Origin of the sequence: Colidextribacter sp. OB.20, assembly GCF_009911595.1 — a bacterium.
GTDB lineage: Bacteria > Bacillota > Clostridia > Oscillospirales > Oscillospiraceae > Lawsonibacter.
The window spans coordinates 1-18,114 of sequence record NZ_QWKG01000081.1 but is presented as its reverse complement, the minus strand read 5'-3'; the positions used below and the strand labels follow the sequence as shown (position 1 = coordinate 18,114).

General features: G+C 54.6%; 19 protein-coding genes and 1 pseudogene. 16 read left to right on the top strand and 4 right to left on the bottom strand.

Going from position 1 to position 18,114, the window contains the following annotated elements:
* Positions 1-94: 94 nt before the first annotated feature.
* The 5 genes from D1641_RS16715 (at position 95) to D1641_RS16695 (ending at position 5,718) form a co-directional block, all read left to right on the top strand.
* On the top strand, positions 95-409 hold the full coding sequence (locus D1641_RS16715) for a winged helix-turn-helix domain-containing protein (protein ID WP_347707459.1): 315 nt from the start codon (positions 95-97) through the stop codon (positions 407-409).
* Positions 387-1,856, top strand: coding sequence for a HAMP domain-containing sensor histidine kinase (locus D1641_RS16710; RefSeq protein ID WP_160667715.1), 1,470 nt, complete (start codon positions 387-389; stop codon positions 1,854-1,856). The genes D1641_RS16715 and D1641_RS16710 overlap by 23 nt, the downstream gene beginning before the upstream one ends.
* A 67-nt stretch (positions 1,857-1,923) precedes the next feature.
* A complete protein-coding gene (locus tag D1641_RS16705) occupies positions 1,924-2,784 on the top strand; it encodes an ATP-binding cassette domain-containing protein (protein ID WP_160667713.1) in 861 nt (286 codons plus the stop codon).
* Positions 2,781-4,997 carry a M1 family aminopeptidase gene (locus tag D1641_RS16700; protein ID WP_160667711.1) on the top strand — a complete coding sequence of 739 codons (2,217 nt, stop codon included), beginning with the start codon at positions 2,781-2,783 and terminating at the stop codon, positions 4,995-4,997. The genes D1641_RS16705 and D1641_RS16700 overlap by 4 nt, the downstream gene beginning before the upstream one ends.
* Positions 4,990-5,718: a hypothetical protein gene (locus D1641_RS16695; protein WP_160667709.1), complete on the top strand. Its 729-nt coding sequence runs from the start codon at positions 4,990-4,992 to the stop codon at positions 5,716-5,718. Before D1641_RS16700 ends, D1641_RS16695 begins: the two co-directional genes overlap by 8 nt.
* 77 nt (positions 5,719-5,795) lie before the next feature.
* On the opposite strand, the gene D1641_RS16690 is transcribed toward D1641_RS16695, so the two are convergent.
* Positions 5,796-6,146 carry a helix-turn-helix transcriptional regulator gene (locus D1641_RS16690; RefSeq protein ID WP_160667706.1) on the bottom strand — a complete coding sequence of 117 codons (351 nt, stop codon included), beginning with the start codon at positions 6,144-6,146 and terminating at the stop codon, positions 5,796-5,798.
* 497 nt (positions 6,147-6,643) lie between these two features.
* On the opposite strand from D1641_RS16690, the gene D1641_RS16685 reads away from it, so the two are divergent.
* From D1641_RS16685 to D1641_RS16655, 7 genes are all read left to right on the top strand, one after another.
* Positions 6,644-7,150, top strand: coding sequence for a sigma-70 family RNA polymerase sigma factor (locus D1641_RS16685; protein ID WP_160667704.1), 507 nt, complete (start codon positions 6,644-6,646; stop codon positions 7,148-7,150).
* 564 nt (positions 7,151-7,714) lie between these two features.
* A complete protein-coding gene (locus D1641_RS16680) occupies positions 7,715-7,909 on the top strand; it encodes a helix-turn-helix domain-containing protein (protein ID WP_243149446.1) in 195 nt (64 codons plus the stop codon).
* A gap of 104 nt (positions 7,910-8,013) precedes the next feature.
* On the top strand, positions 8,014-9,312 hold the full coding sequence (locus D1641_RS16675) for a tyrosine-type recombinase/integrase (protein WP_160667699.1): 1,299 nt from the start codon (positions 8,014-8,016) through the stop codon (positions 9,310-9,312).
* Positions 9,313-9,464: 152 nt separating this feature from the next.
* Positions 9,465-10,385, top strand: a complete 921-nt coding sequence (locus D1641_RS16670) for a carbon-nitrogen hydrolase family protein (RefSeq protein WP_160667697.1) — start codon at positions 9,465-9,467, stop codon at positions 10,383-10,385.
* A 48-nt stretch (positions 10,386-10,433) separates the two neighbouring features.
* Positions 10,434-10,799, top strand: a complete 366-nt coding sequence (locus D1641_RS16665) for an ACT domain-containing protein (protein ID WP_160667695.1) — start codon at positions 10,434-10,436, stop codon at positions 10,797-10,799.
* Positions 10,800-11,057: 258 nt separating this feature from the next.
* Positions 11,058-11,669, top strand: coding sequence for a DUF4304 domain-containing protein (locus D1641_RS16660; RefSeq protein WP_160667693.1), 612 nt, complete (start codon positions 11,058-11,060; stop codon positions 11,667-11,669).
* 19 nt (positions 11,670-11,688) lie between these two features.
* Positions 11,689-12,858, top strand: coding sequence for an iron-containing alcohol dehydrogenase (locus D1641_RS16655; RefSeq protein ID WP_160667691.1), 1,170 nt, complete (start codon positions 11,689-11,691; stop codon positions 12,856-12,858).
* Here D1641_RS16655 and D1641_RS16650 read toward each other — a convergent pair.
* Complete coding sequence (locus tag D1641_RS16650) at positions 12,842-13,387, bottom strand: hypothetical protein (protein ID WP_160667689.1); 546 nt, start codon at positions 13,385-13,387, stop codon at positions 12,842-12,844. The genes D1641_RS16655 and D1641_RS16650 overlap by 17 nt on opposite strands.
* Positions 13,388-13,854: 467 nt before the next feature.
* Here D1641_RS16650 and D1641_RS19775 point away from each other — a divergent pair, with 467 nt between their 5' ends.
* The 3 genes from D1641_RS19775 to D1641_RS16640 all read left to right on the top strand — a co-directional run bounded on the left by D1641_RS19775 (position 13,855) and on the right by D1641_RS16640 (position 15,355).
* Positions 13,855-13,983, top strand: a complete 129-nt coding sequence (locus D1641_RS19775) for a hypothetical protein (protein ID WP_279285709.1) — start codon at positions 13,855-13,857, stop codon at positions 13,981-13,983.
* 93 nt (positions 13,984-14,076) lie between these two features.
* Complete coding sequence (locus tag D1641_RS16645; RefSeq protein ID WP_160667687.1) at positions 14,077-14,817, top strand: hypothetical protein; 741 nt, start codon at positions 14,077-14,079, stop codon at positions 14,815-14,817.
* Positions 14,818-14,836: 19 nt separating this feature from the next.
* Positions 14,837-15,355 carry a hypothetical protein gene (locus D1641_RS16640; protein ID WP_160667685.1) on the top strand — a complete coding sequence of 173 codons (519 nt, stop codon included), beginning with the start codon at positions 14,837-14,839 and terminating at the stop codon, positions 15,353-15,355.
* A 44-nt stretch (positions 15,356-15,399) separates the two neighbouring features.
* Here D1641_RS16640 and D1641_RS16635 read toward each other — a convergent pair whose 3' ends face one another.
* Both D1641_RS16635 and D1641_RS16630 read right to left on the bottom strand, forming a co-directional pair.
* Positions 15,400-15,849 carry an Imm70 family immunity protein gene (locus D1641_RS16635; protein WP_160667683.1) on the bottom strand — a complete coding sequence of 150 codons (450 nt, stop codon included), beginning with the start codon at positions 15,847-15,849 and terminating at the stop codon, positions 15,400-15,402.
* 1 nt (position 15,850) lies between these two features.
* The gene (locus tag D1641_RS16630; protein WP_160667681.1) at positions 15,851-16,108 is read right to left on the bottom strand and encodes a hypothetical protein; all 258 of its coding nucleotides are present in this window, start codon (positions 16,106-16,108) and stop codon (positions 15,851-15,853) included.
* Between the two features lie 290 nt (positions 16,109-16,398).
* Between D1641_RS16630 and D1641_RS16625 the strand changes: the two are divergent.
* Positions 16,399-17,787: pseudogene (locus D1641_RS16625) on the top strand (pyruvate carboxylase subunit B); the annotation flags it as partial.
* Positions 17,788-18,114: the final 327 nt, after the last annotated feature.

Below are 18,114 nucleotides of genomic sequence, written 5' to 3'. Positions count from 1 at the left end.
CTTCCACACTCTTTTTTCTCTGAATTTTTCCTTATTTCCCTCTTGACTTCATACCACTGGACTCCGTAAAATTGGTGCAATTCTGCGCCGTACAATGGGAGACAGCATTTCCGGTCGGATAACATATAAAGCTCTGACCCTGGATTTGGAGGGCTACAAGGTCCATGTTTCCGATCAAATTGTTGATTTGACCCAAAGAGAATTTGAACTGCTGAAGATCCTGCTCCAAAACCAAGGGCGCGTTTTATCCAGGCAAACGCTGTTGAACCGGGTATGGAGCTATGATTTTTACGGTGACGAGAGGATTGTCGATACGCATATCAAGAACTTGCGAAAAAAGTTGGGACTGGATTACGTCGAAACAATCAGAGGGGTGGGTTATCGCATTGATTACGAAATTGAAAAATAGCCTGACAACAAAAATTTTCCTCGTCACCTGCCTGCTGCTGACAGCGGTCTGTGCTTTGACCTATGGCCTGATTGCCCAGCTTATGCCGCTGACCTACACAGCAGATCAGGAGCGTCTGCTGGCTGACCAGGCTGACCGACTGGCAAAACAGTTAGAAGAATATACACTGGCGGACTGCGGACCGCTTCTCTCGCAGTTCACTTTCCAGTACGGCGTCCCGGTGAGTATCCAGGATTCTGCGGGGAATGTTGTCGGTGGCGTTGACCCCTCTGACATCATGCCAACAGGAGAAAATGGGCAATGGGTAATGCTGCCAACACATTCGTCAGGTGAGGACATTCGGCCCAACAACGAAAACGCGGATTATATCGTATATTGTATTGGAAGCGATTTTTCTTTTAAGGATTCTTCTGAAAACTGTCAGCTGCTGGTATTTGCCAGCACTCGCGTGGTCAATCAGGCAGCGGAGGCCTTGGGACATATCTGGCCCTGGCTGGCTGCGGCCATTCTGCTGGTGTCTGTGCTTACCTCCCTATTCTACGCTCACTTCATCACACGACCCATTGTGCGATTGAGCGGCATCTCCCAAAAGCTGTCTGAACTGGATTTCAGCTGGCGGTGCAAAGAAAAGCGTACCGATGAAATCGGTACGTTAGCCCACAATCTGGACGAACTGGCGGATCATCTATCCCGTTCCATGCAGAAGCTCCAGGCCGCAAATGACACCCTTCGGAAAGACGTGGAACGAGAACAGCAGCTGGAACAGGCCCAGCGGGATTTCTTCTCGGCGGTTTCCCATGAGCTGAAAACCCCCATCACCGTTATGAAGGGTCAGCTGGGCGGGATGTTGGACGGAATTGGCGTCTACGCAGATCGGGACAAATATCTGGCCCGCAGCTTGGCTGTGGCAAACCAGATGGAGAGCTTGGTACAGGAGCTTTTGACTGTCTCCCGTATGGAACGGGGCGGGGAGCTGTCTATGATTCCTGTGGAGCTCGCCGCTCTGATTCGGAGCTGTCTGCAAAATTACGACGAACTTTTCCAGCAGAAAGAACAAACAGTTATCGCAGATTTACCGTCGGGAATCTGGAGTGCAGGAGACCCAGGGCTTTTGAAAAAAGCCCTGGGCAATCTGCTTTCTAATGCCGCGCTCTACTCGCCGGTGGGCGTAAAGATTTGGATTTCTGCCCGTAAAGAAGACAACAATATCGTTTTGAGTGTAGAAAACGAAGGCGCGCATATTGCCCCGGAGCAGCTGCCGCACCTGTTTGAACCGTTCTTCCGCAGCGACCCATCCCGGAGCCGTCAGACAGGCGGAAGCGGATTAGGACTTTATCTTGTTCAGAAAATAGCGGAACAGCATGGGGGCAGTTGTCAAATCCAAAACTCCGCAAGAGGTGTCTGTGCAACACTGATTCTGCCAAACTCCACACAAACCACATATTAACCACAAACGAACTCCACATTTTTCTGTTATCCTGACCGCAATCTCAAGCGGAAAGGACGAAACACAGATGAATGTGGAGATTTCTAAATTATCCATGACATACCCTTCGGGGAAAACCGCCTTGCGGGAAATCAATCTGAGCCTGAGCAGCCCGAACCTTATCGGCCTCCTGGGGCCGAACGGAGCAGGAAAGTCCACCTTGATGAAGCTCCTGGTGGCGGGCCTACTCCCTACGGAGGGAGTGATCTCGGTAGATGGGAAACCTTTGATGAAGCAGGAGCGCCTGTTGAAAGCCCGCTTGGGCTATTTTCCGCAGTCCTTTGGGCTGTTTGACGAGCTGACGGTCTGGCAGTTCCTGGACTACATGGCGGCGCTGAAAGGAATCGTCAACAGCAAGGAGGCCATTGCCGCCGCTATCCAAAGTACCAATCTGGAGGAAAAGCAGAAAGCTAAAATCCGTACTCTATCCGGCGGACAGCGCCAGCGGGTGGGAATCGCGCAGGCCATCCTGGGCAATCCTCATTTCCTGATTTTCGACGAGCCTACGGTGGGTCTTGACCCGGAGGAGCGGATCAGCTTCCGCAATCTGTTTTCCCAAATGGCCCAAGACCGGCTGGTGCTTCTGTCCACCCACATTATTGAGGATGTTCAGTCAGTGTGCAATCAGCTTATTGTGATACACCAGGGCCGTATCCGCTTTGCCGGTACTCCCGCCGAGCTGATCGCCGGAGCTGTGGGCCACGTTGGTATATTCCGAGAGAAAGACCGGCGGCAGGAAGCGGGCCTGCATATTACCTCCCGTGTCAACACGGCCCAGGGTATCGTCTGCCGCGCCGTGGCGGAGGAACTTCCTGATTTTGTGGAACAGGTGGAGCCCGCACTGGAGGATGCCTATCTTTATCTCATCTCCAGGGAGGCGATTCAATGAACACCCTGCGGCAATTTCGTTTGGAGCTGGCCCGATTGCTCCAGAACCACCTTACTTGGCCGGCGATTCTCGTGACCGCCCTCTCTCCGGTTGCGGGCCTGACGGTCTACCGGCCTCTGTATTCCAGCAGCGACAGCGGCTATGTCACCACCATGCAGGGGATGTATCTTGCAAATCCGGCCCTGGCTGGCGGTATTCTGGGGGCTGTCGTATTTGCTATCCTCACCGTCTGGAGTATGGACAGGCTCCGGCGGGACGGCATGGAAACCTTGACCCACGCGGTGGTATCTCCCACGACCGCCGCCCTGACCCGGCTGGGGGCGCTGCTGTGTATCTCCGTTATAGCCCAAGCCATTACCACATTGGCTTGGCTTCCGTATGCCATAATGAAACTGGGTGCGGTCTTTGATCTGAAAAGCTATCTGCTGATATACCTGATTTTTATGTACGGAGCGATTCCTCTGGCGATTTTGTTTGCCTCCGCCGCCTATCAATTCACCCAGCGGGCTGATCTGTCTCTGGCCCTCTTTGCCGCCTTTGCCGCCCTCAGTCTGACGGTCTGGAAGGAGAAATGGCAGCTCTGCTGGCTGAATCCCTGCGTTTGGGCGGTCTCCGATGATTTTTCCAATTACCGTATTTTTCGCTCGGTGGCCTATGTGCGCCTTACCTGGCTGCTGGCAATGGCCGGACTGTGGCTGTTGTCCTATCTCTGTGTGCGTCGATACGGGAAGGGACCGCTCGGCTCATTTGCTCATAATATCCGGCGATTTTACCGTCCGGCGATAGCGGCGGCATTGATAGCCTGTTCCGGCCTGCTCTATATGGGCCAGCCCTTCCTCGATCACAGCAGCCCGGATATGGATTATGATTTTGTATTTGCCTCTGAATATATGGAGGCTGTCACCTGTTCTGGCCGTTATGCGGATGTGCGTCCTGATCCAAAAACGGGCAGTGTATATGGGAAGGCCCAATTTCAGCTTCAAAATACCAGCGGTCAGGAACAGAATGTCCGTTTCCTTATCAATCCGGGATATGAAATTTCCTCCATTCAAGCAAATGGCGCGGATGTGCCGTTTACCTTGGAGGATAGGCAGGAAATCAATGAAAAGGCGTTCGTTGTAGTCATCCCTGCTGCCCCGGAAATTGAGCTTACCATGGAATATGGCGGTTTTCCCCAGGAGTGGAATATCGTGTCCGCTGAACAGGGCAGTCTGGAAATCAGCGGCACCTATATGAAGCTAGAAAACGACGCGCTGTCGCCCTGTCCCTATAACGTGTGGTATCAGGGAGATCACCTTCCCAATGTGACGGACATTACCCTCCCCGGACATATGACCCCCATTTTGTTTGGGCTTGGCTCCACTGAGCTGCTGCAGGAAAACTCGGACAGCACAAAAACATGGCGCATGGAGCGGGACAGCTATCGCATGATTATATATGCCGGGGATTATATCCGGGAGGAAATTCCGGTGGAACCGGCGGGTATTACCGTCAATTTCTATTACAGCCGTAAGCATCAGCCCGTCATGGAGGCTATGAACGCCGCAGAATCCATCCGCCAGACCATTGAATACTGTACCGAACATATCGGCCCGTTGTCTTTTTATGGAGATGGGACCTTTAACCTGATCGAGCGGCGAAGCGACGGCGGCGGATATGCGGGAGACGGCGCCAGCATCGCGGATGAGCTGGACTATACCGCTGAAAACCTGTCCAACGGCGCAAAAGGCGGCTCCTCCGCTCAGGTGACGATCCATGAAATTGTCCATCAATGGTGGGGCCTGGGAAATATGTTTGACCCCATGGACGAGAGCGGCATCTGGTCTGCCGAGGGTCTGACCTGCTACACCACTTATCGCATTGTAAAGGCGCTGTATGGGGAACGTGAGGCCCAGACCAGCTTTGTGGACACTTGGCAGGAGGCCGCAGACGACTACTACAAGGATTTCTATGTCCGCCACCCGGAGTACCTGTCAGCTTTGCCGGAGCAGTATCAGGCTGACATTACCAACAACTTGCGAGGGATGCGGCAATATAACGAAATGCCCTTGAAAATCTTGAAGGCTGAACAACTGGTGGGCGGTGAGGAGGCTATGGACGAGATTTTGAAAGGTCTCTTTGGCCGGGAGCTGAACCCGGAATATCCCTATCTGACCTATCAGGAGTTTCTGGATGCCTGCCATCTGACAGAGGAGGATTTAAACCTTGAATAAAATATTTCGATATGAGCTGCGGCGCCTGCTGTGGAACAGGCTGTTCTTCGGTATTCTGCTGGTGTCCCTGGGATATGGCTGGCTGACGCTGACTGGCTCTGTGGTCCGGGGCGTGGCGCACACAGCACCTTTTTCCCCATGGAGCTTTGGATACTATCTCAGCCAAGCTCTGCCGCTGATCTGCCTGGGAGAATTGTTTTTCCTTGCGTTCTTCTTTTCCAAGGAGGAGCGTCTGCTCCGGCCCTTGACCCAAGCCACCCCAATCAGGCAGCGGCGGTATGCGGCTCTGCGGTGTGGAGCGGTGCTGACAGCTACCCTTGTCCTCTGCCTATGTGTCGCAGTCCTGGCGGTTGGATTCTATGTGTCGCTGTTTGGGTGGGTGGATTATGGAGAACTGATTTTACCCGCTCTATTGACCCTGATCCCGCCCATTGTCTTTTGCCTGGGAGCAGGAATGATGTTGAGCCGCTTCAACCATACTCTGATCTACGCTCTTATGGCGGCAGTAATTTTATTGACTGTGTTACCTCTGCCCCCGGCAATCAATTTTTCATCGAGCAGTTTCTTCTCTCAATTTCCCTTGACTGTTGAAAAATTAGACCCAGCGTTTCATGTTCCAGGCTGGCTTGCTGTATCTAAAATTGCATTGGCTTTCTTGGGTAGCACATTCACAATTTCTTCCATAAATATGCAGGATTATAAACTTGATAAATCCAAGTAACCCAATGACAAAACCGCAAACTACACAATGGTTTAGAGCCGGAGGGAAATTACTTCTTTCCCTCCGGCTCACACTTACTACTGCCCGCTTTTGTCTTTATCCATCATTTCATGTACCATTGCACGATTTGCCGCTAAAATTATCCGCCGCCCCTGCTCCGGGCAGGCCCGGTAAAGGCCGACGATCTCCTGGAGTTCAGTTTCCACCTGTTCCTCCGCAGGATTGAAGATTGCATCAAAAGAAGTGCCAAGCACAGATATGATTGTATAAAGCACCTCGAACGATGGATTTGCCTCTCCTTTCTCAATGCCCGCAATGTGGCGGGTAGAGAGCTTTGTCAGCTCCGCCAACTGTTCCTGTGTATAACCCCGCTCTTTTCGGAGCGCCCTTAACCGCGCCCCGCCCCTTACTAAGACTTCATTCGGCATAATTCTTCACCTCAACTGTATTGTATAGTTCAGATGGCGCAATTTGAATCCCTGCACAATTCTGACTATCATGCAATATAATTCCGGTTTCAGCCGAACTTTTCAAGAAAAACGGTTCCGGGAGGCTGTCAAAAAAACGGCAGCTTTGCGGGACGCTTCTTCGCGCTCAAACACCATAGCCGCCGCTTTAGGAGATGGCTATGGTGCTTTTGCTTTGTATGACGGGGCTGTTTCGATTGCTCCTGATAGGTGATTTGTTAAAAAAATCCTTGCATTTGGTACGTCCCACTCCGCCTATCAACCGGAACTGCATCGGCATATAGGCAAGAACTATCATTCTGGCACACGGCAGAAGGCCGGGTACTCAACGGAAGTACCCGGCCTTCTGCTTTGTCGAATCTTCGGGAAGAAAGTAAATCCCTGCGGGTGTCGCTCCCCGCCTGACCTCCAGCTCGATTGCCGATGCACAAACCCCTACAAACGAAATGGAGGAATTTATGTTTGATTCCAAGAGCGACTTTGCTTTGAACAAACTTGACCGGGATGCCATCGTATGCAGGAGCGTCACCGGCGCACATATCCGGCTGACCCGCGAGGACTTTGCCAGCGAGGAGGAGTTTCTCCGCTGGAAGGTCTGGTCTGACGGTGACTACTATGATACCGAGAAGGACGGGCGCGGGTTCTATGACAACGGCATACCTCTGGACCCCCATGTGGACAAGCTGGGGGCAGTCCCATCCATTGAGGAAGATCTTCTGGCCGTACTGGATGCTGCCGAGGCCAGCGCGGAACAGACCCGGAGAACCGCCGCCTTGATTGAGCGGATCAAGAGCTGCCTGACCGGAACGCAGTACCGCCGCCTCTGGATGCTCTATGCCCGGAAAATGAACGTGACCGCTATTGCCAAGGCGGAAGGCATCTCTAAAGCAAGTGCATCCAGGTCCATCAGCGCCGCGCTAAAAAATATTTCTGCTTTTATCCCGGAAGGGGGCGAAAATAGGTAACAAACACCCCTCTTTTTTGTGATAGGTGAAAGGTGCGTTTCCACCTATCACCTTCACGAACCTTCAAAATTGAATATACGGTATTGCAGGCACAAAACCCATGTGAACAGCGGTAAAAGGTGCGCCGCCAAGACGCCAGCTTCAGGAGGTGAACGGACAGGCTGGCCGAGCGATCTACGCACACTTTCAACCGGCTCTGGCAGGCCGGGACGCGATGACAGCATGGTGGATAATGATACTTGCTCACGCCCGCTCACAGACTTGAAGCGGAATCCTGCGGCGCACGTCCAGAACGACGCTGTGGAATTATGACAGCTGTGCCAACAGCGGCCTGCAATATCCCCTCGCCGGGGGTGCGTGGCAAATACGGCGAGTTTGACAGCAGCTAAAACCGAATCAGCCGCGCCGGAATACCGCCCGCTCTATGTTATGCGGACACAGCATTTTCCGGCGCGGCTGTCCTGTTTCAAAGGAGGATACAGGACTATGCGTAATGCGATTATTCAACTGCCGAACAGCGGGTGTGCCCAGGCTGTGCAGCCTTTTGGGGCTGGAAAACTCGGCATGACGATAGGCGAGGCCGCTGATTGCACCGGCATTGGCCGGAATACCTTGCGGAAGCTGGTCTCCTGGGGAAAAATCCCCGTCCTGCGGATCGGGCGCAAGACCATCATCCGCGTCGATGTTATCAGCGCCTTTATGGAGATCAACCAGGGGTGTGACCTTCTCGACTGCGCCCAGGTGCAGCAAGTGACTTGATTTGAAAACACGGACGGCATGTTTGCAACGGCTGCGGCTCTCTGTTATAATGTGACCATCGCATCATGACAGCGACCTTTGCCGCCATCGAAAGGAGTACAGCTATGGCAAAAGGTTCTGTTAGAAAAAAGGGGAAGAAGTGGTATTACCGCTTTTACGTCGAGGACGCCAGCGGCAACCGCATCCAGAAGGAATTTCCCGGAACGGAGAGCAAGAGCGAAACGGAGTCCCTGCTCCGCAAGGCGATGGAGGACTACGAGACCAAGATGTTTCTCGCGGAGGCCAAAAACATCACCCTGGGCGATATGCTGGACATGTGGGTGGATGAGGACTTAAAGCCCGGTTCTCTGAGCAACGGAACGGTCATGGCCTATCAGTCCACCGTCAGCCGGATCAAGCAGCACCCCATCGGCAAGCGCAAGCTGAAAACTGTCACCGCCGACCATCTGCAAGCCTACATGGACCTGTTGAGTTTCGGCGGCACGAATCCCGATGGAACACCGGCAAAGGCGCTGAGTATTGGGTACATCCGTCTGTACTCTGCCGTCCTTCAAAATTCCTTCCGCTTTGCGGTCTTTCCCAAGCGCCTGATTACCTTCAATCCCATGCAGTATGTGGTCCGCCGGTCCAAGGGCGACGACTACGACCTGTTTGAGAGCGGGGGTGACCAGGAGGGCGCGGTTCCCACCATCACCCACGAGCAGTATCAAAGTCTGGCCGACTTTCTGAAAGCCAAGAACAACCCCGCGCTTCTCCCCATCCAGATCGCCTACTACACCGGGCTTCGCATTGGCGAGGTCTGTGGGCTAACGTGGCAGGACATTGACTTGAAAGAACAGTGTCTGACGGTCCGCCGCAGTATGCGCTACAATGGGACGAGGCACAAGCTGGAGGTCGGGGCCACCAAGCGAAAGAAAATCCGAACCGTGGACTTCTGCAACGCTCTGGCGGATATTCTCCAGCAGGCGAAGCGGGAGCAGGCTCGGAACAGTCTGAAATATGGGGCGCTCTACCGGCTCAACTACTGCAAAGAGGTCAAGGAAAAAAACCGTACCTATTACGAGGTCTACATGCTGTCCAGAACGGAAGCCACGCCGGAGACGGATAAATGCCTGTCCTTCGTGTGCCTCCGGCCTGACGGGGCCATTGAATCCCCCAGCACCGTCAGCCTCATGTGCCGGAGGGCAAAGGAGAAGGTCCCCGGCCTGGAGGACTTCCACTTCCACATGCTGAGACACGCCTTTACCAGCAATCTTCTCTCCTACGGCGCGGCCCCCAAGGATGTGCAGGAGCTGTTGGGACACTCGGATGTCAACACGACCATGAACATCTACGCCCACGCCACCAGAGAGGCAAAGCGTTCCAGCGCAAGGCTTCTGGACAAGGTAGTGAGCAGCGGCTGACGAGGTTTTCCCTTAAATTTTCTCATAAGGGAAAAATCAAGGGAAAAGGGCAGGCGGGTAAAGCTCAAAAGCCTTGAAAATGCTGGCTTTCCGGGGGATAGAGGCCCTGTTGATTGACAAACAGGAATTTATGGAGGAGTAAATTTATTATCATGAAAGACATAAAAAACATTTGTAAAATCGCATTGGTACAAGCAGAACCTGTAATGTTTAATAAAAGCGCATCACTTAAGAAGGCTCTTCAATGTATTAACGAGGCTGCAATACAAAAGCCAGATATAATCGTTTTTCCCGAACTCTTTATTCCTGGATACCCTGTTGGAATGAATTTTGGCTTCAGTATGGGGAAACGAAGTGAGGAAGGGCGGAAGGACTGGAAACGATATTACGATGCCTCTGTTATTGCCGGAGAAACGGAGTTTCAGCAACTTGCAGAGGCAGCTAAGGAAGCTGGAGCATATATCAGCCTTGGCTTTTCCGAGAGGGATGCCGTTAATGGAACACTTTATAATAGCAATGTTATTTTTGAGCCGGATGGATCGTACAAGGTACACAGAAAATTAAAACCAACAGGCTCCGAACGTGTTGTGTGGGGGGATGCTGATAAGGGATACTTCCCTGTTACAACAACACCGTGGGGGCCTATTGGCAGTCTGATTTGTTGGGAAAGTTATATGCCGCTTGCTCGTGTGGCTCTTTATCAAAAAGGTATCACGATTTACATTTCGCCAAATACCAATGACAATCCAGAATGGCAGGCCACCATTCAGCACATAGCAATAGAAGGCAAATGCTACTTTGTTAACGCTGATATGATTATCAGACGCAGTTCATATCCTTCTGACCTATATGAGAGTGATATAGTATCACAGTTTCCAGAATTTGTTTGCAGAGGAGGAAGCTGTATTATCGACCCGTATGGACATTATTTGACAGAACCAGTATGGGATAAAGAAACCATTATCTACGCAGAGCTTGACATGAGTTTGGCTATCTCCTGCAAAATGGAGCATGACGTGGTTGGACATTATGCTCGTCCAGATATACTTGAACTGAAAATCAACGATAAATAGTGCAGCGATTACGAATTAAATTTTGTTTTACAGAGGAAATAAAACAAAATGGAACTTAAAAGAATTACGTATGGATTGACTGTTTGCAAAGTGGCAGATATATCAGACATAGATATGACAACCGATTTCTATTTTATTGGGAAAACAGATGAAGAAATATCTTTGGTGTGCAAAACGGAAGATACCCCGTCCAATACTATTGATCGAGATGATGGATGGAAAGGCTTCCATGTTCAGGGAATACTTGATTTTTCATTGATTGGGATTTTGTCAAAGCTGTCCGGTATCCTTGCTCAACATAAAATAGGTATCTTTGCGGTATCGACATATAACACGGACTATATACTTGTGAAAGAAGAAAACTATGATAAGGCGTTAGATGTCTTGGCTTCTGAAGGATATACAGTGGTATAAATTCCAGTTTATCGCGATGCTTTCTATTGCTGAATACCTTGGGAAACAGTATGAAAGGTCTTGTATTCTCCTGCCTTTTGTGATACTATTCTGATACTAAGAAAATTAGCGGCCAAAAATAGCAGGTGAAATATTAACAAATTTGCGAATGTCGCACCCGTGAAAGCATAGAAAATACAGCCCTATATAATAGGATTTGTCGAGTGGGAATGAGCTGAGAGGCCGTTGGTCCGTCTACAGAGAGGCAGCTTGAGAGCAATGAAAGAAATGCTGGAAAAAGTGAAGGGATCGTTTGTTCAGAAGGGTTATCGAAAGCGGCGCAGCTCCTTTTATAAAGTGGAAGGTGGATTTTATAAGCTGGTTCACTTTCAAAAAGGGGCCTATGGAGACTATTTTTTTATCAATGTCGGCCTGCACCCCGTTGGACTCCCCTTCCTTCAGGCAAATACGTTATTGATCCCCGACCATCCCAAGGAATATGAATGCGTTTTAAGGGAACGAGTTGGGGAAATCGTGGAAGGAAAAAAGCGTAAAATTTTTAGCATACCCTGGATCAGTGACGACATGTTCCCCCGCATCATAGACGCCCTTGTGGACATAGAGGCCTGGTTTCAAAAGTGGGGATCGTTCCAAACAATTTTAGACAGCTCGTTTGATGAAATATCTAAAATGTTTCCTGTCGCGCCAATTTGTTGGGAAAAACAGTACCAGCTATTAAGGTTTTACTGTGCGGTTCAGACGAGAGATATGGAGCGGGCGCAAAAAATATTCAATCAATATTCTGATGTGACCGTGCAGACGGTGAACACGGCGCAGATTATGAATTTTGAGGATTTAGACCATTATCTGCGGTCTATGCTGGAGACGTAAGCAAAACAGGAGGATGGACATGAGGAGCTTTATCTTTGAAAACAGCACAAAGGTGTATTTCGGCCAGGGCTGCGTGGAGGAGTATCTGAGCGGTCTGCTGGACCAGCTGGGCGGCACTGTCATGCTGGCTTACGGCGGGGGCTCGGTGAAGCGCAGTGGGGTCTACGACAAAATCGTGGGCATCCTGAAATCCGCGGGCCGGACGGTGGTGGACTTCGGCGGGATTATGCCCAATCCCACCTACTCCAAGGTGCTGGAGGGGGCAGGACTGGCCCGGGAGCGGGGTGTGACGGGCATTCTGGCCGTGGGCGGCGGGTCGGTGATGGACTGCGCCAAGGCCGTCTCCATGGCCGCCGTCTATGAGGGCGACGTGTGGGCGGACTTCTGGCTCAAGCGGGGGACGGTGGACTTTGATCCCCTGCCGCTGGGGGTGGTGGTCACCATGTCGGGCACGGGCAGCGAGTGCAACGGCGGCGCGGTGGTCACCCACGAGGAGCAGAAGATCAAGCATGACCGGGACTACCCCCGGTGCAACCCCCGCTTTGCCCTGATGGACCCCACCTATACCTACAGCGTCCCCCGTTTCCAGATGCTGTGCGGCGGCTTCGACGCCCTGAGCCACATCATGGAGATCTACTTCAGCGGCCCCGACGAGGAGAACGTCTCCGACGACATCTCCGAGGCCCTGATGCGGGGGGTGATCCGAGACCTGCGGGCGGCGGCCAGGGACCCGGAGGATTACAACGCCCGGAGCAACCTGATGTGGGAGGCCGCCATGGCGGAGAACCGCATCATCAAGTTGAACAAACAGACGGATTTCATGGCCCACATGATGGAGCACCAGCTCAGCGCCTACACAGACTGCTGCCACGGGGCCGGGCTGGCCGTCCTGCACCCGGTGTACTACCGGGCCATCTGCGAGAAGGGGGCGGTGAAGTTTGCCCGCTTCGCCGTCAGAGTGTGGGGCATCCCGGCGGAGGGAAGGACCGAGGCGGAGCTGGCCCTGGCCGGCGTGGAGGCCCTGGCCGGCTTCATCAGGGAGCTGGGCCTGCCTACCACCCTGGGGGAGCTGGGAATCGGCGAGGAGGTCCCCCTGGAGGAGATCGCCAATTCCGTTATGCTTACTGACGGCGGCTACGGCCAGCTGACCCGGGAGGACGTCCTGAGCATTTTCAAGGCGTGCCGGTAGAGCCCGGAGGGATGGGCCGGCCCCTGCGGCCGAAGCGCCAGACCAGATAGAGCCTGCCCTCCCGCCGCTCCGGCCGGGCCAGGCAGAACAGCGCGGGCATGGGGAAGGGCCGGTCGGCCCGGAGGGGGGCGGACAGAGAGAAGCCCTCCCCCTCCCGCAGGCACAGCATGGGGCCGGGGACCTGGCCCCGCAGAACCGGATCGGTGAGCAGCCGCTCCGGGTGCTGCTCGCAGTACCATTTTTCCGTATGCTGCGGGGTGAAAGGAAAGGCGAGCGGGGCCTCCGCCCGGAACTGGGGCCAGCAGCCCGCCCGCTCCAGCGCGCTGACCGAGAGGGTGCGGCGCAGCCGCAGCAGCCCGTCCTCGGGCGCCATGGTGCCAAGCAGGAGCCTGCCCCCCTGATCCCCCCGGAGCCACACCTTGTACAGCCCCTTCCCGTCGGCGGGGCGCTCCGCCTCCATGTGCACTCTGGGCCCCTCCTGGCAGACGGACAGCCAGCCGCCCCCCCGCATCGACATCCGTTCCTCCAACGTCTCCGCCCCCTTTCTGCCTATTCTATGCGGCAAAGGGGGGAAAATCAACTGAAAACCGGAAGCAGCGCCCCGCCGCGGTATTCTGCCCCGGCGGGGTGCGCCTGTGATTTTGGGGAAAAGTGACAGAAGCGGGACAAACAGGAAGAGCCGTTCATAAAAAAATAACAAATCTCCTCTTGACAAATGGGCAGAAGAGGTTTACAATAACGGTATCAGTGGAGTACTATGGTTGTAACTGCTCCAGCTGAAACAGGATTCTTCAGAAAAGAGGTGGGCACAGATGCAGACGCGTTATGTCACCCAGGGAGAATTTTTACAATGCAAGCGATCGGAGCATACTGTGCGCAGCTTTGCGGCCTGAGGGGCCGGAACTCAAGCGGTTACAGCATTTCCTCCATCGTTTGCAGAGCAGACGGTGGTATTTTTATACCCATTTTCAAATCTAATGAAAGGAGGCGGCAGATATGACAATGCCGAAATGGGAAGCGAACAGTATCTGGTCCAAGGTCCGGGATGACGTGGACATTGATGACCTGATCTTTAACTACGAGGCCTATCACACCAGCGAGGACGATGCCCGCAGCGATCATTGACGGTCGGCGGCGTCCGGCGGAAGGCTGATAAAAGGGATGATTGACACCACGGCGGATTCTCACGACCGCCGTGGTGTTTTTTGGAGGTGCGGTATGGGAGGATTGCGTCGGGTGGTGGCTGTGACGGCGCTGGCGGGGATGCTCCTGCTGTTTGGGTGTCAGCGGGACAACAGGCCCCTGCATGAGCGGATCGCGGACGGGATGTTCCACGCTCAGAACGACCCCCAGTGGGAGTATGTGACCGGGAAGTATGGGGAGGAGGACTTTACTCTCAATACGGAGGACTATGTAGGCGGGATTTACTCCTCCCGGTTCGGCATGTGGGTGAAGCTGTACTGGGACGAGACGGAAAAGACCTACCGGGACAACTATGCCGTCTACCTGCGTCAGGATGAGCTGATTGAGCTGCTGGATGCCGCCTTTGGAGAAATTCTGGGGGAGAGCAGCTATAAAATCTACGCTTTGCCCTATCGCTGGTGCCCGTCCAGCTTTGGCAGGGACACCACGGCTCGGGAATTGCTGGAGGCCGACGACCTCCTGGTGCAGGCGGCGCTTTTTACCGCGAAGGACCTGGCCGGACGGGAGGACGACTGGCAGGCAGTTCAGGAGGCCATACAGTCCCGGGGCTGGTCCCTCCATGTCAATCTGTATTACGTCCCGGAGGAGCACCTGGCCCTCATACCGGAGAATAAGAGAGGAAGTCCATATGAATCCAATACGGTTTTGAACAGCGCATTTTACTACTGCAGAGCGACAGCGCACATCAGACCGGACAGCTTTGAGTGGATGTTTGAGGACGGCTGGCAAGAGGGAGAGGCGGAACAGGGGCCTTGAGATAAGGAGATGAGGATCAATGTGGACTGCGCTGAAACAGATCAAAAAATTTACCGCAAAATCGGAGCTGGACCGGGTGATTGGCAGGCCCCGCTTCCAGCTGGAGGACCGGCCCGCCTATTATTACGGCGGGGGATTCGTGGTGCACTACTCGCCCAGGGCCTTTCGGGTGGAGGGACTCCAGCGGGTGGAGTACAGCGGTCCCGGGGAGTACGCCGTTGGGCTATACCACTTCTCCACCGCCGCCGCGCTGAAGACCGAGCTGGGGCTGGACGACTTTGAGGCGGACGACCCGGCCCCATTGGAGGGCGGCATTCTGGACGGTACGATTACCTACAGCTCCACCTTTGACGATGTGCACCGCTGGGCTGTGGGGCGGCTCCTGGAGCACTACCAGGAGGGGGAGACCCGGCGGCTTGTGGATGGGAAGATGACGCTGCTCCATCGGTTTATTATGTGTGACGCCTACTGGCTGTACTTTGACGGGAAATCCAGAAGGACAAAGCTGAGCGGATTTCAGTTCACCTTTAAGGAGTAGAAACGGGCTGATTTGTTGATGAACCAGAGCCACCCGGTAGCTGCCTATTGAAACATAATGGGCCGTTTTTTCTCAATGGCGCAGTCACACAAATCTAAAAGCCGGTCGATTAAGAACTCACAGTCTGAGTCAATGAAGCATTCAAAAAGGTTCTGAGGGGTCACCCCGTAAAACTTAAAAATGTCCTGCTTCAGGGCGACAGTCTCCGGCGATACGGGCTCCTGTATGAACACCTGCTTGATCTCCTCCAGCTCCTGCTTCAGCTCTCTGCATTCGCTGACGCTCCAGCTGCCGTTGCAGTCGGAGTGGACCAGCAGAGTGGGCATTTTGGAGGAGAGTCTGCCGCTGCCAGGGTGAATCAGCCGGGCAATCGGGCCCTTGGGGGTAAACCGGGCGACGGTGTCTCGAAGCTCCTGAAAATATCGGTAGAGGCCAACCTCCACGCCGCAGATTTCCTCCCCGTATTGATCGAAGATACACAAATACAGCCCCATCTCAACGCACCTCAAACCGCTCTAATTTTGTCCACTGATGCTCCTTGATAAACTGCCGCAGCTCTGCGCTGATCCGGCAGCCCTTCGGCACCCGCAGGATAAACTGTACCTTGCGGCGCTCCGCCTCCTCGGCCAGATAGTAGATCTGATAAGTCAGATTGAGGCGGGAACAGACCTTGATGAGGAACATGATGTTCAGTTCCACTTTGTCGGGCAGACACCGGCGCTGGGTCTGCCACCGGGAGTATGGAATATTCATCTTCTGGCGGGCTCCTTTCCCAGCTTGTTTGAACCATTATAGCATATAAACTGCCGCCCTTCCATGGCATCTGCCGGGAAATAAAACTGCGGTCCTTTCCGGAGAAAGGGCCGCAGTATTTTTTTGCACAAGAAACCGCAGAAAAAAGACCAGAATATTCTCCGCAGGGGGCTTGCTTTCTTTTGGAGATTATACTAAAATATAGGGCAAGCGACGAAACGTCCGCCCCAAGGGGCAAAACCCCCGAAAAAACTTTGCTCCGGGGAGCAATTTTGGAGGTCGAAAAAATCATGAGCAAGACTAGAAAAGTAGGCTTTACCGAAACCGTCCTGCGCGACGCCAACCAGTCCCTGATCGCCACCCGTCTGCCCTACAGCAAGTTTGAGCCCATCCTGGAGACCATGGACAAGGCTGGCTATTACTCCGCCGAGGTGTGGGGGGGCGCCACCTTCGACGTGTGCCTGCGCTATTTACAGGAGGACCCCTGGGAGCGGCTGCGGAAGATCCGCGCCAAGATGCCCAACACCAAGCTGCAGATGCTGCTGCGGGGCCAGAACATCCTGGGCTATAAGCACTACCCCGACGATGTGGTGCGCAAGTTCGTGGAGCACTCCATCAAGAACGGCATCGACATCATCCGTATTTTCGACGCCCTGAACGACGCCCGCAACCTCCAGGTCGCCATCGAGGAGACCGTTAAGCGGGGCGGCCACGCCTCGGGCACCATCTGCTTCACCACCAGCCCTGTCCACACCCTGGAGAAGAACGTCCAGATGGTGAAGGAGCTGAAGCAGATGGGGGTCAAGTCCATCTGCATCAAGGACATGGCCGGCATCATGGGCCCCAAGGAGTCCTATGATCTGGTGTCCGCCATCAAGGACGCCGTGCCTGAGCTGCCCCTGGTCATTCACACCCACTGCACCACCGGCCTGGCCTTTATGACCTGCCTGAAGGGCGTGGAGGCAGGCGCCGACGTCATCGACACCGCCATCTCCCCCATGTCCGGCGGCACCGCCCAGCCCGCCACCGAGACCCTGGCCTATGCCCTGCGCTCCCTGGGCTACAAGGTGGACCTGGACGACAAGGTGCTCATCAAGATGGCCGACTTCTTCAAGGGTGTCCGGGCCGACTTCATCAAGGACGGCACCCTGGACCCCATCTCCATGGCTACCGACACCCAGTGCCTGAACTATCAGATCCCCGGCGGCATGCTGTCCAACCTGATCTCTCAGCTGAAGATGATGAACGCCATCGACAAGCTGGACCAGGCCCTGGCCGAGACCCCCAAGGTCCGGGCCGACCTGGGCTATCCTCCCCTGGTTACCCCCACCAGCCAGATGGTGGGCTCCCAGGCCGTGCAGAATGTGCTGGCCGGCGAGCGCTACAAGGTGGTGGGCAAGGAGATCAAGGCCTACTGCCGCGGCGAGTACGGCCGCACCCCCGCCCCCATCGACGCCGGCATTCAGAAGAAGATTCTGGGCAACACCCCTGTGGTGGAGGGCCGCTTTGCCGACTCCCTGGAGCCCGAGTTTGAGAAGACCAAGAAGGAGCTGGGCGCCACCGCCAAGAGCGACGAGGATGTGCTGAGCTACATCGCCTTCCCCCAGGTGGCTATGGCCTTCTTCAAGGACCGGGAGGCCGGCTTCCCCAAGAAGGCGGACCCCGCCAAGAAGGCCGCTGCTCCCGCCGCCAAGAAGGAGGACGATCTGCCCCCCGTGCCCGCCTGGCAGGGTCATGTGTACTACACCAACATCCCCGCCTCCCTGTCCAACGGGGTGAACGCCCGGCCCATCCAGCCCTTTGCGGCCAGCTATCAGCCCCCCCACCTGGTGATGGGTTCCCGGGACAGCTGCCCCGGCACCTACACCATCACCATCGACGGCAAGGCCTATGCCGTTTCCGTAGCTGCTGCTGACGGCCCTGGGGCTCCTGTGGCTGCCGCACCCGCCCCAGCTCCTGTGGCTGCCGCCCCTGTGGCCGCTCCGGCCCCCGCCGCTGCGCCCGCG

Bases quoted from the DNA above. Each gene is read 5' to 3' on its own strand.
- D1641_RS16715 (WP_347707459.1), top strand. From the start codon at position 95: ATGGGAGACAGCATTTCCGGTCGGATAACATATAAAGCTCTGACCCTG.
- D1641_RS16705 (WP_160667713.1), top strand. From the start codon at position 1,924: ATGAATGTGGAGATTTCTAAATTATCCATGACATACCCTTCGGGGAAA.
- D1641_RS16700 (WP_160667711.1), top strand. From the start codon at position 2,781: ATGAACACCCTGCGGCAATTTCGTTTGGAGCTGGCCCGATTGCTCCAG.
- D1641_RS16690 (WP_160667706.1), bottom strand. From the start codon at position 6,146: ATGCCGAATGAAGTCTTAGTAAGGGGCGGGGCGCGGTTAAGGGCGCTC.
- D1641_RS16685 (WP_160667704.1), top strand. From the start codon at position 6,644: ATGTTTGATTCCAAGAGCGACTTTGCTTTGAACAAACTTGACCGGGAT.
- D1641_RS16680 (WP_243149446.1), top strand. From the start codon at position 7,715: ATGACGATAGGCGAGGCCGCTGATTGCACCGGCATTGGCCGGAATACC.
- D1641_RS16675 (WP_160667699.1), top strand. From the start codon at position 8,014: ATGGCAAAAGGTTCTGTTAGAAAAAAGGGGAAGAAGTGGTATTACCGC.
- D1641_RS16670 (WP_160667697.1), top strand. From the start codon at position 9,465: ATGAAAGACATAAAAAACATTTGTAAAATCGCATTGGTACAAGCAGAA.
- D1641_RS16665 (WP_160667695.1), top strand. From the start codon at position 10,434: ATGGAACTTAAAAGAATTACGTATGGATTGACTGTTTGCAAAGTGGCA.
- D1641_RS16660 (WP_160667693.1), top strand. From the start codon at position 11,058: ATGAAAGAAATGCTGGAAAAAGTGAAGGGATCGTTTGTTCAGAAGGGT.
- D1641_RS16655 (WP_160667691.1), top strand. From the start codon at position 11,689: ATGAGGAGCTTTATCTTTGAAAACAGCACAAAGGTGTATTTCGGCCAG.
- D1641_RS19775 (WP_279285709.1), top strand. From the start codon at position 13,855: ATGACAATGCCGAAATGGGAAGCGAACAGTATCTGGTCCAAGGTCCGG.
- D1641_RS16645 (WP_160667687.1), top strand. From the start codon at position 14,077: ATGGGAGGATTGCGTCGGGTGGTGGCTGTGACGGCGCTGGCGGGGATG.
- D1641_RS16640 (WP_160667685.1), top strand. From the start codon at position 14,837: ATGTGGACTGCGCTGAAACAGATCAAAAAATTTACCGCAAAATCGGAG.
- D1641_RS16635 (WP_160667683.1), bottom strand. From the start codon at position 15,849: ATGGGGCTGTATTTGTGTATCTTCGATCAATACGGGGAGGAAATCTGC.
- D1641_RS16630 (WP_160667681.1), bottom strand. From the start codon at position 16,108: ATGAATATTCCATACTCCCGGTGGCAGACCCAGCGCCGGTGTCTGCCC.